Annotated in this window: 15 protein-coding genes and 1 tRNA gene; 12 read left to right on the top strand and 4 right to left on the bottom strand. The window is 70.7% G+C overall.

The features are described 5' to 3' along the window. The 3 genes from KXR53_RS28575 to KXR53_RS28565 all read left to right on the top strand — a co-directional run. A partial coding sequence (locus KXR53_RS28575; RefSeq protein ID WP_437378698.1) for a proton-translocating transhydrogenase family protein occupies window positions 1–198 on the top strand: 198 nt, incomplete at its 5' end. Window positions 199–241: 43 nt separating this feature from the next. Then, the gene (locus tag KXR53_RS28570; RefSeq protein WP_437378697.1) at window positions 242–1,636 is read left to right on the top strand and encodes an NAD(P)(+) transhydrogenase (Re/Si-specific) subunit beta; all 1,395 of its coding nucleotides are present in this window, start codon (window positions 242–244) and stop codon (window positions 1,634–1,636) included. A 71-nt stretch (window positions 1,637–1,707) separates the two neighbouring features. Then, complete coding sequence (locus KXR53_RS28565; protein WP_437378696.1) at window positions 1,708–2,241, top strand: cupin domain-containing protein; 534 nt, start codon at window positions 1,708–1,710, stop codon at window positions 2,239–2,241. A 6-nt stretch (window positions 2,242–2,247) separates the two neighbouring features. On the opposite strand, the gene ypfJ is transcribed toward KXR53_RS28565, so the two are convergent. Further along, complete coding sequence (gene ypfJ / locus KXR53_RS28560) at window positions 2,248–3,099, bottom strand: KPN_02809 family neutral zinc metallopeptidase (protein WP_437378695.1); 852 nt, start codon at window positions 3,097–3,099, stop codon at window positions 2,248–2,250. 137 nt (window positions 3,100–3,236) lie between these two features. Between ypfJ and KXR53_RS28555 the strand changes: the two genes are divergently transcribed. The 5 genes from KXR53_RS28555 (at window position 3,237) to KXR53_RS28535 (ending at window position 7,961) form a co-directional block, all read left to right on the top strand. Further along, window positions 3,237–3,929 (top strand): ion channel, encoded by a 693-nt coding sequence (locus KXR53_RS28555; RefSeq protein ID WP_437378694.1) that lies wholly within the window; start codon window positions 3,237–3,239, stop codon window positions 3,927–3,929. Next, the gene (locus KXR53_RS28550) at window positions 3,926–4,174 is read left to right on the top strand and encodes a hypothetical protein (RefSeq protein ID WP_437378693.1); all 249 of its coding nucleotides are present in this window, start codon (window positions 3,926–3,928) and stop codon (window positions 4,172–4,174) included. Before KXR53_RS28555 ends, KXR53_RS28550 begins: the two co-directional genes overlap by 4 nt. A 3-nt stretch (window positions 4,175–4,177) precedes the next feature. Beyond that, window positions 4,178–5,431, top strand: a complete 1,254-nt coding sequence (locus tag KXR53_RS28545; protein ID WP_437378692.1) for a trypsin-like serine peptidase — start codon at window positions 4,178–4,180, stop codon at window positions 5,429–5,431. Window positions 5,432–5,503: 72 nt separating this feature from the next. Continuing rightward, complete coding sequence (locus tag KXR53_RS28540; RefSeq protein ID WP_437378691.1) at window positions 5,504–6,646, top strand: ATP phosphoribosyltransferase regulatory subunit; 1,143 nt, start codon at window positions 5,504–5,506, stop codon at window positions 6,644–6,646. Window positions 6,647–6,668: 22 nt separating this feature from the next. Beyond that, complete coding sequence (locus tag KXR53_RS28535; RefSeq protein ID WP_437378690.1) at window positions 6,669–7,961, top strand: adenylosuccinate synthase; 1,293 nt, start codon at window positions 6,669–6,671, stop codon at window positions 7,959–7,961. Between the two features lie 47 nt (window positions 7,962–8,008). Here KXR53_RS28535 and KXR53_RS28530 read toward each other — a convergent pair whose 3' ends face one another. Next, a complete protein-coding gene (locus KXR53_RS28530) occupies window positions 8,009–9,166 on the bottom strand; it encodes a PQQ-dependent sugar dehydrogenase (RefSeq protein WP_437378689.1) in 1,158 nt (385 codons plus the stop codon). A gap of 120 nt (window positions 9,167–9,286) precedes the next feature. On the opposite strand from KXR53_RS28530, the gene KXR53_RS28525 reads away from it, so the two are divergent. After that, window positions 9,287–9,880, top strand: coding sequence for a phosphoribosyltransferase family protein (locus KXR53_RS28525; RefSeq protein WP_437378688.1), 594 nt, complete (start codon window positions 9,287–9,289; stop codon window positions 9,878–9,880). A 58-nt stretch (window positions 9,881–9,938) separates the two neighbouring features. On the opposite strand, the gene rpoH is transcribed toward KXR53_RS28525, so the two are convergent. Continuing rightward, window positions 9,939–10,805, bottom strand: a complete 867-nt coding sequence (gene rpoH / locus KXR53_RS28520) for an RNA polymerase sigma factor RpoH (RefSeq protein WP_437378687.1) — start codon at window positions 10,803–10,805, stop codon at window positions 9,939–9,941. 101 nt (window positions 10,806–10,906) lie between these two features. After that, the gene (locus KXR53_RS28515) at window positions 10,907–11,926 is read right to left on the bottom strand and encodes an RluA family pseudouridine synthase (protein ID WP_437378686.1); all 1,020 of its coding nucleotides are present in this window, start codon (window positions 11,924–11,926) and stop codon (window positions 10,907–10,909) included. A gap of 8 nt (window positions 11,927–11,934) precedes the next feature. Here KXR53_RS28515 and KXR53_RS28510 point away from each other — a divergent pair, with 8 nt between their 5' ends. From KXR53_RS28510 to KXR53_RS28500, 3 genes are all read left to right on the top strand, one after another. Then, window positions 11,935–12,240, top strand: coding sequence for a hypothetical protein (locus tag KXR53_RS28510; protein ID WP_437378685.1), 306 nt, complete (start codon window positions 11,935–11,937; stop codon window positions 12,238–12,240). A gap of 24 nt (window positions 12,241–12,264) precedes the next feature. Continuing rightward, window positions 12,265–13,326, top strand: a complete 1,062-nt coding sequence (locus KXR53_RS28505) for a threonine aldolase family protein (RefSeq protein ID WP_437378684.1) — start codon at window positions 12,265–12,267, stop codon at window positions 13,324–13,326. A gap of 70 nt (window positions 13,327–13,396) precedes the next feature. Continuing rightward, window positions 13,397–13,472, top strand: a tRNA-Glu gene (locus tag KXR53_RS28500). The last annotated feature ends 141 nt before the right edge of the window (window positions 13,473–13,613 follow it).

Here is a 13,613-nt window from a genome sequence, read left to right as displayed (position 1 = left end):
CTGCACTCGCCCTTGATGAGCGTGACCAACGCGATCTCCTCGGTGATCGTGGTCGGCGCCCTGATCGCGGCCGGGCCGGCGGTGATCGGGGCCTCGAGCCTGCTCGGGGCGCTGGCGGTGCTGCTGGCCTCGGTGAACATCTTCGGCGGCTTCCTGGTCACCCGGCGGATGCTGGCGATGTACCGGAAGAAGTCCTGACAGCGGCCATACAGGCGACAATCAGAGAAGGCGAGGGGACGCGATGACGAGCCTGGCGGTGCTGGCGTATCTGGTGGCGGCGGTGTGCTTCATCATGGCGCTGCGGGGGCTGTCGAGCCCGGAGACGAGCCGGCAGGGGAACTGGTACGGGATCGCCGGGATGGCGATCGCGGTGGCGACGACCCTGATCCTGCTGCCGCAGGTGCGGAACTACTGGCTGATCGTGCCGGCGATCGCGCTCGGCGGCGGCATCGGCTGGGTGGTGGCGCAGCGGATCCAGATGACGGCCTTGCCGCAGCTGGTGGCGGCGTTCCACAGCCTGGTCGGGCTGGCGGCGGTGTGCGTGGCGGCGGCGGCGTTCCTCGACCCCGAGGCCTATGCCATCGGCACGCCCGGGGCGATCCATGTCGGCAGCCTGATCGAGATGGCGCTGGGGGCGGCGATCGGGGCGATCACCTTCACCGGCTCGCTGGTCGCCTTCGCCAAGCTGCAGGGYCTGGTCTCGGGCAAGCCGCTGGTGTTCCCGTTCCAGCACCCGCTGAACGCCGGCCTCGGGCTCCTGATCGTGCTGCTGATCATCTGGATGTGCGCCGGGCAGTCGGGGGCGGCCTTCGGGCTGCTGATCGGGGTGGCGCTGGCGCTCGGCTTCCTGCTGATCCTGCCGATCGGCGGGGCGGACATGCCGGTGGTGGTGTCGATGCTGAACAGCTATTCCGGCTGGGCCGCGGCGGGCATCGGCTTCACCCTGCAGAACAACCTCCTGATCGTCACCGGCGCCCTGGTCGGGTCGTCGGGCGCGATCCTCAGCTACATCATGTGCAAGGGGATGAACCGGTCGATCGTCAACGTCATCCTCGGCGGCTTCGGCGGCGAGGCCAATGCCGCCGCCTCGGGCGGSGCSGCSGGCGACCGGGCGGTGAAGCAGGGCTCGGCSGAGGACGCGGCCTTCGTGATGAAGAAYGCGCGSTCGGTGATCATCGTGCCGGGCTACGGCATGGCGGTGGCGCAGGCGCAGCACGCGCTCAGGGAGATGTCGGACCTGCTGAAGGGGGAGGGGGTGGAGGTGCGCTACGCCATCCACCCGGTGGCCGGGCGCATGCCCGGGCACATGAACGTGCTGCTGGCCGAGGCCAATGTGCCGTATGACGAGGTGTTCGAGCTGGAGGAGATCAACCGCGACTTCGCCCAGGCCGACGTCGCCTTCGTCATCGGCGCCAACGACGTCACCAACCCGGCGGCCAAATCCGACCCGGCGAGCCCGATCTACGGCATGCCGATCCTGGATGTGGAGAACGCCAAGACGGTGCTGTTCGTCAAGCGCTCCATGGCTTCCGGCTATGCCGGGGTCGAGAACGAGCTGTTCTTCCGCGACAACACCCTCATGCTCTTCGGCGACGCCAAGAAAATGTGCGAGGACATCGCGAAGAGCTTGGATTAACCCTCACGCCGGCCCTTGCCGCCCGCCGCCCTCAGCCCAGACTCCTTGCTCAGCAGCCGAGGAGATAGGCCATGACCGAAGCCGATCTGGGCGTCGAGGCCCATTACTTCGAGGATGGCGGCAGCGTGCCGAACAACCCGGCCCTGCCCCTGCTGGTCTACCGTTCGGTCAGCGGCCTCGGCCTCGGCGACATGGCCACGGCGATCGAGGCGCGTTTTGCCCGGAACGGCTGGGGCAACGGCTGGCGCAACGGCATCTACCCGTTCCACCATTTCCACAGCAACGCACATGAGGTGCTGGGCCTGGCCAGCGGCCGCGCCAAGGTGCGGTTCGGCGGCGCCTCCGGCGTCTCGCTCGAGCTCATGGCCGGCGATGTGGTGGTGATCCCGGCCGGGGTCGGGCACAAGAGCGAGGAGGCGAGCACCGATCTGATGGTGATCGGCGCCTATCCGCCCGGCCCCGAGCCGGACATGGTCAGCGAAGGCGAGGAGGTCGGCCGCACCATGCGCGAGCAGATCCGCGCCGTGCCGGTGCCCGCGACCGACCCGGTGCTCGGCGCCGACGGGCCGCTGGTCAAGATCTGGCGCGAGGCCAAGCCCGCATAGGCGGCGCTACAGCGTCTGCGCCGAGAAGGTGTCGCAGGTGGTCGGGCTGCCGCTGTCGTAGCCACGGCGGAACCAGCGCACCCGCTGCTCGGCGCTGCCATGGGTGAAGCTGTCGGGCACGACATAGCCCTGGGACCGCTTCTGCAAGGTGTCGTCGCCGACCGCGGCCGCGGCGCGCATCGCTGCCTCGACATCGCCCGGCTCGATGAACCGGCTCTGCTGATCGCCGCGCTTGGCCCAGACGCCGGCGAAGCAGTCGGCCTGCAGCTCGACCCGCACCGACAGCTCGTTGCCGTCACCGCCGCCGCGGCTGCGCAGCGCGTTCACCTTGTCCATGATGCCGAGCAGGTTCTGGACGTGGTGGCCGACCTCATGCGCCACCACATAGGCCTCGGCGAATTCGCCGGGCGCGCCGAAGCGGCGGCCCAGCTCGTCGAAGAAGGCGGTGTCGATATAGACCATCTGGTCGGCCGGGCAGTAGAACGGCCCCATCGCCGCGTCGGCGAAGCCGCAGGCGGAGCGGGTGGATCCCGCGAACCGGATCAGCTTCGGCGGCGCGTAACGGCTGCCGGCCTCCTGGAAGATGGCGCCCCAGGTGTCCTCGGTGCTGCCGAGCACGGCGGCGAGGAACTGGGACATCTCATCCTGCGCGCCGCCGGGGGCGGTGGCCGTCTCCGTCCGGGACGACTCCGGGCCGGTGTCGACCTGCTGCAGCAGCGCCGAAGGGTCGACGCCGAAGAACAGCGCCAGCAGCACGATCACGATCGCGCCGATGCCGCCCACGCCGCCCACCGCGGCCGGGCGCATGCCGCGCCGGTCCTCGACATTGCTGCTGCGCCTCAGATCCCGCCACCGCATGGATGTTCTCTCCCCTGATCGCGCAGCCGGAAACCCGCCGCGGTCCGTCCGGTTCCATTATAGCCGATTGCGCGATCCGCCATCGTTTCGCATAGGATAGGGGAACGCTTCGCTGCGGATGGTTTCCTCGAGCCCAGATGCCCGCCAACGCCCCTGCCACACCGACGGGAATCGGCCGGGACCGCAGCCTCAGCGCGCTGGTCGGCTTCGAGCTGCTGGCGATCTTCGTGTTCGGGCCGTTGTCCGGCATCCACGACGCCTCGCGCCACATCTTCGTCTTCAACTTCTGCTTCATCGTCCTGGCCGGGATCTTCGCCATCTCGCGCCACACCCGCCTGGCCAGGCTACTGGTCGGCCTCGGCGTCGCGCTGATCCCGCTGCAGCCGGTCAGCCTCTATCTCGGCCTGCTGTGGCTGACCTCGCTCTACATCCTGCTGTTCGTCGCCTTCCTGGCGCTGCTGAGCTGGATCATCCTGGTTCATGTGTTCCGCCGCAGCCGGATCAACCTGCACTGCATCCTCGGCGCGGTCGCGGTCTACCTGCATCTCGGCCTGATCTTCGCCCTGCTCGGCACGCTCCTGGTGCTGCATGTCGGCGAGGACGCCTACAGCTTCGCCCAGGCGCTGGAGACGGAGCATGTGCAGCTGCTGTCGCGGATGATCTATTTCAGCTTCACCACCCTGACCTCGGTCGGCTACGGCGACATCACGCCGGTGTTCCCGCTGGCGGGATCGCTGGCCAATCTCGAGGCGCTGTGCGGCCAGCTGTTCCCCGCCATCCTGCTGGCCCGGCTGGTGTCGATGGAGCTCGAATCGAGAGGCGCCGATTGACGCGGCGCCTGCGGATCGCCGTCGCCCTGCTGTGCCTTGCGGGGGCGCACCCGGCCGAGGCCGGCGGCGCGAAGCCCGGCCCGAACAGCTGCCGCTGGGCCGAGGACCGCAGCTGCGACGAGCCGGATATCGGCACCGGGGTCTGCGCCGGCGGCAGCGACGGCCGGCGCTCGGTCTATCTCGCGGTGGACAGCCGGGCTTTCGAGAAGGCGGTGGCGAAATACGTCGCCACCCATGGAGGCTGAGCGATGAGGCGGCCGGCCGTCGCCGCGGCGCTGGCCGCGCTGGCCCTGGCCGGCCTCGCCGGGCCGGCCGCCGCCGATGATTCCTGCCGCTGGGCCCGCGACGGGCAATGCGACGAGCAGCGCTTCGGCGGTTCCGGCGAATGCGCCACCGACACCGACGACGCCGACTGCGCCGGCTTCAAGACCGGCGACAACAGCTGCCGCTGGGCCTTTGACGGCCAGTGCGACGAGCCCGGGATCGGCACCGGCGAATGCGACGCCGGCCGCGACAGCACGGATTGCCGGCCGCTGCGCGCCGGCGGCGGCGACAGCTGCTATTGGTCGCGCGACGGCGCCTGCGACGAGCCCGGGATCGGCACCGGGGTCTGCCCGGACGGCACCGATCTCGGCGACTGCCGGCCGTTCTATGCCCGGCGCAACCACGTCAACAGCTGCGCCACCGCCTTCGACGACGTCTGCGACGAGCCCGGGATCGGCACCGGGCGCTGCGACGCGCGCAGCGACACCGCCGACTGCCTGGGCCGCGACACCGTTCCCGGCATCCGCGACCATTTCTTCGGCCATGACGACCGCCGCATGGTCCGGCCCGACCGGCTGCCGTGGAGCGCGATCGGCGAGATCAGCTTCGACAGCGGCGGCTCCTGCACCGCCACCCTGGTCGGCCGGCGCGTGGTGCTGACCGCGGCCCACTGCTTCTTCCGCGACGATGGCCGGCGCGACAAGCCGCTCGGCTTCCGCGCCGGCCGGGACGGCAACGAGGCGGTGGCGGAGGCCGACATCGTCTCGGTCCGGCTGGCGCCGGACTACCGCGCCGAAGCGGATGAGGAGGAGGGGCAGGGCGCCGCCTTCGGCTCGGACTGGGCCTTCGTCCTGCTCGACGCCCCGATCGGCGAGACAGCCGGCACCATGGCGGTGCGTCGGCTGACCGCCAAGGACGAGGCGCGGATCAAGGCCGGGACCTGGGAGCCGCTGATCCAGGCCGGTTATGCCTGGGACGCGCCGGACCGGATGACGGCCCATAGCGGCTGTCGCGCCCTCGCCCTGCGCCGCGACAACACGCTGAAGCACGATTGCGACATGACCAAGGGTGACAGCGGCGGCCCGATCTTCATGAAGGAGGCCGGCGGCGGCTATGCCGTCATCGCCGTGGTCACCCGCTTCTTCCAGGACGGCGGGGCGGACAATGCCTATCTCGCGGTCGACAGCCGCGCCTTCGCCGATGCGCTGGAGGAGTACCTGGCCGCGCATGGGGGATGAGCGCGGGACGAGGGGGAGGGGCGTGCTTCGTCGTTGCGCCGGGGGCGGGAAGGCCCTAGCGTGCGGCACGTCATGACAGACGCGACCCACGCCGCCCTCCTGCCCGAGGGATTCTACGACGTCCTTCCGCCCGAAGCGGCGCAGGAAGCGGCGGTGATCGAACGCATGATGGCGGTGCTCGGCGGCCACGGCTACGACCGGGTCAAGCCGCCGCTGGTCGAGTTCGAGGACACGCTGCTCTCCGGCGTCGGCGCCAGCATGGCGCGGCACACCTTCCGGCTGATGGACCCGATGGGCAGCCGCATGCTGGGCCTGCGCGCCGACATGACGGTGCAGATCGCCCGCATTGCCCGCTCGCGCCTGGCCGCAGCACCTCGGCCGCTGCGCCTGGCCTATGCCGGCCAGGTGCTGCAGGTGCGTGGCACCCAGCTTCGCCCGGAACGGCAATTCGCCCAGGTCGGCGCCGAGCTGATCGGCGGTGCCCAGCCGGCGGCGGATGCCGAGGCGGCCCTCTTGGCTGTCGAGGCGCTGCAGGCGGTCGGGGTCGACCGGCTGGCGCTGGACCTGACCGAGCCGACCCTGGTGCCGGCGCTGCTCTGCGCCCTCGGGGTGGACGGGGAGGCCGGGACCGCTCTGCGTCACGCGCTCGACCGCAAGGACGCCGCCGCCGTTGCCCAACTCGGCGGCGCCGCGGCCGCGGCGCTCGGCGCGCTGCTTGCCGCCTCCGGCCCGGCCGATGCGGCGCTGGCCGCGCTCGACGGCATCGCGCTGCCGGCGGTGACCCGGCCGATCCTGGACCGCCTCGCCGAGGTGGTGCGGCTGATCCGCGCCTCGGCGCCGGAGCTGATGGTGACGGTCGACTTCGTCGAGCACCGCGGCTTCGAGTACCACACCGGCGTCGCCTTCACCCTGTTCGCCCGCGGCGCCCGCGGCGAGGTCGGCCGCGGCGGCCGCTACCGCGCCAATGGCGCCGAGGGCGAGGAGGCGACCGGCTTCACCCTCTACATGGACACGGTGCTGCGCGCGGCCGCGCCGGCCCAGGCGCCGCGCCGGGTGTTCCTGCCCCGCGGCACCGCGCCGGGCGAGGGCGCCGCGCTGCGCGCCCAGGGCTATGTCACCATCGCCGGGCTGGAGCCCGGCGCCGATCCTCTCGTCGAGGCGCGCCGCCTCGGCTGCGGCTGGGTCCTCCGAAACGACCGTCTCGACGAGATCTAAGACTTAGGCAAGAGGTATTCCGATGGCGAATGTGGCCGTGGTCGGCGCCCAGTGGGGCGACGAGGGCAAGGGCAAGATCGTCGACTGGCTGTCCAGCCGCGCCGATGTCGTGGTGCGGTTCCAGGGCGGCCACAATGCCGGCCACACGCTCGTGATCGGCAACAAGGTGCTGAAACTCTCGTTGCTCCCCTCGGGCATCGTCCGGCCGGGCAAGCTCGGCGTCATCGGCAACGGCGTGGTGGTCGACCCCTGGGCGCTGCTCGACGAGATCGAGCGGATCCGCGCCCAGGATGTCGAGGTCGGCCCGGAGAACCTGCTCCTGGCCGAGAACGCGGCGCTGATCCTGCCGGTGCACGGCGCGCTCGACCGCGCCCGCGAGGCGGCGCGCGGCGAGGGCAAGATCGGCACCACCGGCCGTGGCATCGGTCCGGCCTATGAGGACAAGATCGGCCGCCGCGCCATCCGCGCCTGCGACCTGGCCGACGGCGCGGCGCTGCCAGGCAAGGTCGAGAACCTGCTGGCCCACCACAACGCGCTGCTGCGCGCGCTGGGGGCGGAGGAGGTGGATCCCGCCGATCTGCTGGCCCGGCTGCGCGAGGTGGCGCCGAAGATCCTGCCCTATGTCGGCGTGGTCTGGGATCGGCTGGACGCGCTGAAGCGTGAGGGCAAGCGCATCCTGTTCGAGGGCGCCCAGGGCGCGATGCTGGACATCGATCACGGCACCTATCCCTTCGTCACCTCGTCCAACACCGTGGCCGGGCAGGCGGCCGCCGGCTCCGGCATGGGGCCGAAGGGCGTCGGCTATGTGCTGGGCATCACCAAGGCCTACACCACCCGCGTCGGCTCCGGCCCGTTCCCGACCGAGCAGGACAACGAGATCGGCCGCCGCCTGGGCGAGCGCGGGCACGAGTTCGGCACGGTGACCGGCCGGCCGCGGCGCTGCGGCTGGTTCGACGCGGTGATGGTGCGGCAGGCGGTCAAGACCGGCGGCATCGACGGCATCGCCCTGACCAAGCTGGACGTGCTGGACGGCTTCAAGACGCTGAAGATCTGCATCGGCTACGAGCTCGACGGCCAGGTGCTGCACCACTTCCCCGCCGGCCAGACGGCGCAGGCCAGCGCCAAGCCGGTCTACGAGGAATGGGACGGCTGGGAGGAGAGCACCAAGGGCGCGCGCTCCTGGGCCGACCTGCCGCCGACTGCGATCAAGTACATCCGCCGGATCGAGGAGCTGATCGAGGCGCCGGTGGCGATGCTCTCGACCAGCCCGGAGCGCGACGACACGATCCTGGTCCGGGATCCGTTTGCGGATTGAGGCCGACGGCGTCGGTCTGATGGACCGGCGCCGCCCGTTATCGCCGGTTATGATGCCGGCCCGACCCGCAGGATCTCGCCGTCGCTCTCGTCGGTGAGGAGGTACAGCGCGCCGTCCGGGCCCTGCGTCACCTGGCGGATGCGTAGGGCCAGATCTTCCAGCAGATCCTCCGACCCGGTGATCCGGTCGCCGTTACGCTCGAGCCGCACCAGCTTGGGGATGGCGAGGCCGCCGACGAAGATGTTGCCGCGCCAGCCCGGCACGGCGTCGGCGGTGTAGAAGGCCATGCCGGAGACGCCGATCGACGGCGTCCAGTGGTAGATCGGCCCGACCATGCCCGGCGCCTCCTGCTTGCCGGTGCCGACCGGGCTGCCATTGTAGTTGACCCCGTAGGAGACGACCGGCCAGCCGTAGTTCTTGCCGGCCTCCGGGATGTTGATCTCGTCGCCGCCGCGCGGCCCGTGCTCGTTGATCCACAGTACGCCGGTGTCGGGGTCCAGCGCCGCGCCCTGGATGTTGCGGTGGCCGTAGGACCAGATCTCCGGCAGCGCGTCCTTCCGGCCGGCGAAGGGGTTGTCCTCGGGCACCGAGCCGTCCGGCCAGATCCGGATCACCTTGCCGAGATGCGAGTTCAGCTGCTGCGCCTGGTCCCGGGTTCGCGCCTGAAACCGCTCGCCGAGGGTGATGAAGAGATGGCCCTGCCGGTCGAAGACGAGGCGCGAGCCGAAATGCATCGAGCTGTCGAGCTTCGGCTTCTGCGAGAAGATCACCTCCACTCCGGTCAGCCGCGTCCCGTCCTCGCTCAGCCGGCCGCGCGCCACGGCGGTGGAGTTGCCGCCCCGGCCCGGCTCGGAATAGCTGAGATAGACCATGCGGCTCTGGATGAAGGACGGGTCGACGACGACGTCCAGCAGTCCGCCCTGGCCGCCGACAACCACCTTCGGCACCCCGGCGATCGGGGCGGAGGGGCGGCCGCCGGCGACGACGAGGCGGAGATCGCCGTCGCGCTCGGTCACCAGCATCCGGCCGTCGGGCAGGAAGGCCAGGCCCCAGGGATGGCTCAGCCCCTCGCCGACGGTCTGGACCCGGATTCGTCCCTTCTCGGTATCGTAGGTGGCGTCGACCGCGGCGGCGTCCGTGACGGGAATCAGCAGGGCCGCGGCGGCGAGGACAGGGGCGGCGAAGGCGGGGACGGTCATGCGCATCGGGCAGGGCTCCTCGTCTCGGTGTCCGTCCGGTTGAAATTGGGGGCAAGGACATCTCAAACAACACTTCGATGCGAAGCGGTTCGCGGACATCGTGACGCGGCCGGGGAGGGCAGGCGGATGACAGACACGATCGAACAGGCGCTGCTGCAGGCGGTTTCCGCCGAGCGCGGGCATTTCCGTTACGAATCGGGCCATCACGGCGACCTCTGGCTCGATCTCGACCCGCTGTTCCTCGCCGCCGCCCGGATGCGCGGCTGGGCCGCGGTCCTGGCCGGCCGGGCGGCGGCGCTGGGGGCGGAGATCGTCTGCGGGCCGCTGACCGGCGGCGCCTTCCTGGCGCAGCTGATCGCGGCCGAGCTCGGCCTCGGCTTCGTCCACGCCGAACGCCGGATGGACGGCGGCACGGTGCAGTACCGGATCCCGGCTCCGCTCGCGGCCGCGGTGGCCGGGCGGCGGGTGCTGGTGGCCGACGACGCGATCAACGCCGGCTCGGCGCTCGGCCTGACGCTCGAAGAGCTGGCGCGCCACGGTGCCGTGCCGGCCGGCGTCGCCTGCCTCATGACCCTTGGCGAGGCGGCGGGCCGGATCGCTGCGGCCCACGGCGTGCCGCTCCTGGCCCTGGCCACGCTGCAGCGCGGCATGTGGCGGCCGGAGGACTGTCCGCTCTGCGCCGCCGGCATACCTCTGGTGGACCGGGTGCCGGGGGGCTGAGGCAAACAAAAACGGCCGGAGCATGCTCCGGCCGTTCAGCTTCAATCCGATCCTGCGGTCAGTGCGCCAGCTTGGCCTCGACCGCGGCGTTGCGGATCGCCTTCTGCAGCTTCTCGAAGGCGCGCACCTCGATCTGGCGCACCCGCTCGCGGCTGATGCCATATTCCTGGCTCAGATCCTCGAGCGTGGTCGGCTCGTCGCGCAGGCGGCGCTCGCTCAGGATCCGGCGCTCGCGGTCGTTCAGATGCGCCATGGCGTCCTTCAGCAGCTGCCGGCGCTTGCCCAGCTCCTGCCGGTCGGCCAGCGTGATCTCCTGGCTCTCGCGCTCATCGACCAGCCAGTCCTGCCACTCGCCCTCGCCGTCGACGCGCAGCGGCGCGTTCAGCGAATGGTCCGGCGCGGCCAGGCGGCGGTTCATCGAGATCACGTCCTGCTCCGGCACCGACAGCTCGGTGGCGATCTTCTTCACCGTCTCCGGCTTCAGGTCGCCCTCCTCGATCGCCTGCAGCTGGCCCTTGAGCTTGCGCAGGTTGAAGAACAGCTTCTTCTGCGCCGCGGTGGTGCCCATCTTCACCAGCGACCAGCTGTGCAGGATGTATTCCTGGATGGCGGCACGGATCCACCACATCGCGTAGGTCGCGAGGCGGAAGCCGCGTTCCGGGTCGAACCGCTTCACCGCCTGCATCATGCCGACATTGCCTTCGGAGATCAGCTCCGAGATCGGCAGGCCGTAGCCGCGGTAACCCATCGCGATCTTGGCGACCAGCCGCAGATGGCTGGTCACCAGCCGATGTGCCGCTTCGGTGTCACCATGCTCCCGCCATGCCTTGGCGAGCATGTACTCCTCCTGCGGCTCCAGCATCGGAAACTGACGGATTTCCTGCAGGTAGCGGCTGAGGTTGGATTCAGCGCCCACGACGGGCATGGTCGACACTTGTGCCATATATCTTGCTCCCTCTCCGGCGCCCCACCCTAGAGCTGGCGCCCTCCGGGTTCTTCACCCGGACATCGTCATAATACCCGACTTCAATAGTCAGGTATACGGTCTTCCCCCGCGAGGGAGACGAGCAAATGTCGCATGTCTCCCGGAAGCGGCCTCGTGAATTCGAGTTCACGTTGATCCGCCGGATGGCGGAAGCGCAGCTTGGCCGCATGCAGCGCCTGCCGCGGAAAGCTGCGCGCCGCCTCGTTCCCGCCTGACTTGGGCCCGATGGCCGAGCGCGGGCGTCGGCCATAGACCGGGTCGCCGATCAGCGGATGGCCGATCGAGGTCATATGCACACGGATCTGATGCGTCCGCCCGGTGTCCAGCGTGCAGGCGATCAGGCTGGCCTCCGGCCCGGCCGGGCGCAGCACCCGGTAATGGGTCCGCGCCGGCTTGCCACCGGTCTTAACGAGAGCCATCCGCTGCCGGTTCCGCGGGTCGCGGCCGATCGCGCCCTCAATCGTGCCCGCCGACGGGGTCGGCCGGCCCCAGACCAGGGCGAGATAGGTGCGCGACAGGGTACGGTCCGCGAACTGGGCCGACAGCGCCTTGTGCGCCGCGTCGGTCTTGGCCACCACCATCAGCCCGCTGGTCTCCTTGTCCAGCCGGTGGACGATGCCCGGACGGGCGACGCCGCCGATGCCGGAGAGCTGCCCGCCGCAATGGGCGAGGAGCGCGTTGACCAGGGTGCCATCGGGATTGCCGGCCGCGGGGTGGACCACCAGTCCGGCCGGCTTGTCGATGACGATCAGATGGGAATCCTCGTACACGATATCAAGCCCTATGGCCTGCGGCTCGGGCTCGGCCGGGGCCGGCGGCGGCACGCGGATCTCGAAGCGCTGGCCGGGTTTGACCTTGACCGAGGCGTCTTCTACTGTCCGCTCGCCCTCCCGCACGCAGCCCGCGGCGATCAGCGCCTGCAGCCGTGACCGAGACAGGTCCGGCACCGCGGCGGCCAGGGCGCGGTCCAGCCGCTGGCCGGCGGCGTCCGGGCCGATGACGACGGGAATGGTCCGGTCCGGGAGAAGGGGTTCGGCGGGTGCGTCTGGAAGCTGGGACATTGCGGGCGGTGAAGATAGCCGTTTGGGCGATGCTTGTGGTCATCATCCTGCTCACCGCCGTGGTTTTCGGGGAACTGGGGCGCCGGTTTCTCTCCGCAGGCTCGACATCGGCCCCGTCCGCCGTTGCTCCCGCCACGGCGCCGGCGGCCACCGCCGCGCCGTCCGCGCTGCCCGCGGGCAGCCGCATCACCAGCATCACCGCAATCGGCAATCGCGCAGTGATGTTGATCACACTGCCCGGCGGCGGGCAGGAGCTGCGCAGCATCGACCCGCGCACCGGCGCCGCCACGACCCTTCTGACCACCGCCCCGTAACCGACCCGCCCCGAGGATTTCGGCATGACGAACGTGATCAACCTCGCCAGCGACAACGTCGCCGGCGCCGCGCCCGAGATCCTGGCGGCGATCGCCCGCGCCGCCGAGGGCCGGGTGCCCTCCTACGGCGCCGACGAGTTCACCCGCCGGCTGGAGCAGCGCCTATCCGAGCTGTTCGAGCGCCGTGTCGCCGCCTTCCCGGTGCCGACCGGCACCGCGGCCAACGCGCTGGCGCTGGCCACCTTCACCCCGCCCTACGGCGCGGTGCTGTGCCACCGCGAGGCGCATGTCGCGGTCGATGAATGCGGCGCGCCGGAATTCTACACCCACGGCGCCAAGCTGATCCTGGCCGAGGGCGATCACGGCAAGCTGACCCCGGCGACCCTGGCGGCCGTCTTCCCGGCCGATTGGCACGACGACGTGCATCGCAGCCAGCCGGCGATGCTGAGCCTGTCGCAGGCGACCGAGGCCGGCACCGTCTACAGCCCGGCCGAGATCGGCGCGCTGGCCGAAACGGCGCGGCGCTGGGGCCTGGCGGTGCATATGGACGGCTCGCGCTTCGCCAATGCGCTGGCGGCGCAGGGCTGCTCACCGGCCGAGCTGACCTGGAAGGCGGGGGTCGACGTGCTGTCCTTCGGCGGCACCAAGAACGGCTGCGTGATGGCCGAGGCGGTGGTGTTCTTCGATCCGGACAAGGCGGCGGACTTCGCCTTCCGCCGCAAGCGCGCCGGACACCTGTTGTCGAAGATGCGATTCGTCTCGGCCCAGTTCGAGGCCTATCTGGCCGATGGGCTGTGGCTGCGCCTGGCGCGCAACGCCAATGCCCGGGCGCGGCAGCTGGCCGAGGGGCTGCTGGCGCTGCCCGGGGTGGAGCTGGTGCATCCGGTCGAGGCGAACGAGGTGTTCGTGCGCCTGCCCGCGGCACTGGCGGAGGGGCTGCGGCGGCAGGGCGTGGCCGCGGCGCATTGGGAGGGCGAGGTCTGGCGCTTCGTCACCGCCTTCGACACCGATTCCGCGACGGTCGAGGCGGCGCTGGAGCGGGCGCGGGCCTGCCTCGCGCCGGGCGCCGCGGCCGCGGTCGTGTAAGGCGTCCCAAAAAGTTACGAAAACCGCTTGCGTCGGCGCGGCGTCTCCCCTATATCCGGCCGGCGCCTCAGTCCCCTTCGTCTAGAGGCCTAGGACACCGCCCTCTCACGGCGGCAACACGGGTTCGAATCCCGTAGGGGACGCCACTTCCGGAATGAAACCGCGGGCCAATCGCCGCCGTTTCCGCACCGGTGGTCGCGGTAACGCCTGCGGAAGCTTCCCTGTCGATCCTGTAATCCGGATTTCCCGGCCGTCGATGACGTCGACGCGCTGCGCCAGGGCTCAGG

The sequence above is a fragment of the Inquilinus limosus genome (assembly GCF_051487185.1).
Lineage (GTDB): Bacteria > Pseudomonadota > Alphaproteobacteria > DSM-16000 > Inquilinaceae > Inquilinus > Inquilinus limosus_F.
Note: the sequence above shows the minus strand (reverse complement) of the source record. Positions and strands in the feature narration are given on the sequence as shown.

Coding starts and splice junctions, on each gene's coding strand:
- rpoH (WP_437378687.1), bottom strand. CDS start 10,805: ATGCCCGTCGTGGGCGCTGAATCCAACCTCAGCCGCTACCTGCAGGAA.
- ypfJ (WP_437378695.1), bottom strand. CDS start 3,099: ATGCGGTGGCGGGATCTGAGGCGCAGCAGCAATGTCGAGGACCGGCGC.
- KXR53_RS28565 (WP_437378696.1), top strand. CDS start 1,708: ATGACCGAAGCCGATCTGGGCGTCGAGGCCCATTACTTCGAGGATGGC.
- KXR53_RS28530 (WP_437378689.1), bottom strand. CDS start 9,166: ATGCGCATGACCGTCCCCGCCTTCGCCGCCCCTGTCCTCGCCGCCGCG.
- KXR53_RS28515 (WP_437378686.1), bottom strand. CDS start 11,926: ATGTCCCAGCTTCCAGACGCACCCGCCGAACCCCTTCTCCCGGACCGG.
- KXR53_RS28535 (WP_437378690.1), top strand. CDS start 6,669: ATGGCGAATGTGGCCGTGGTCGGCGCCCAGTGGGGCGACGAGGGCAAG.
- KXR53_RS28545 (WP_437378692.1), top strand. CDS start 4,178: ATGAGGCGGCCGGCCGTCGCCGCGGCGCTGGCCGCGCTGGCCCTGGCC.
- KXR53_RS28540 (WP_437378691.1), top strand. CDS start 5,504: ATGACAGACGCGACCCACGCCGCCCTCCTGCCCGAGGGATTCTACGAC.
- KXR53_RS28525 (WP_437378688.1), top strand. CDS start 9,287: ATGACAGACACGATCGAACAGGCGCTGCTGCAGGCGGTTTCCGCCGAG.
- KXR53_RS28555 (WP_437378694.1), top strand. CDS start 3,237: ATGCCCGCCAACGCCCCTGCCACACCGACGGGAATCGGCCGGGACCGC.
- KXR53_RS28505 (WP_437378684.1), top strand. CDS start 12,265: ATGACGAACGTGATCAACCTCGCCAGCGACAACGTCGCCGGCGCCGCG.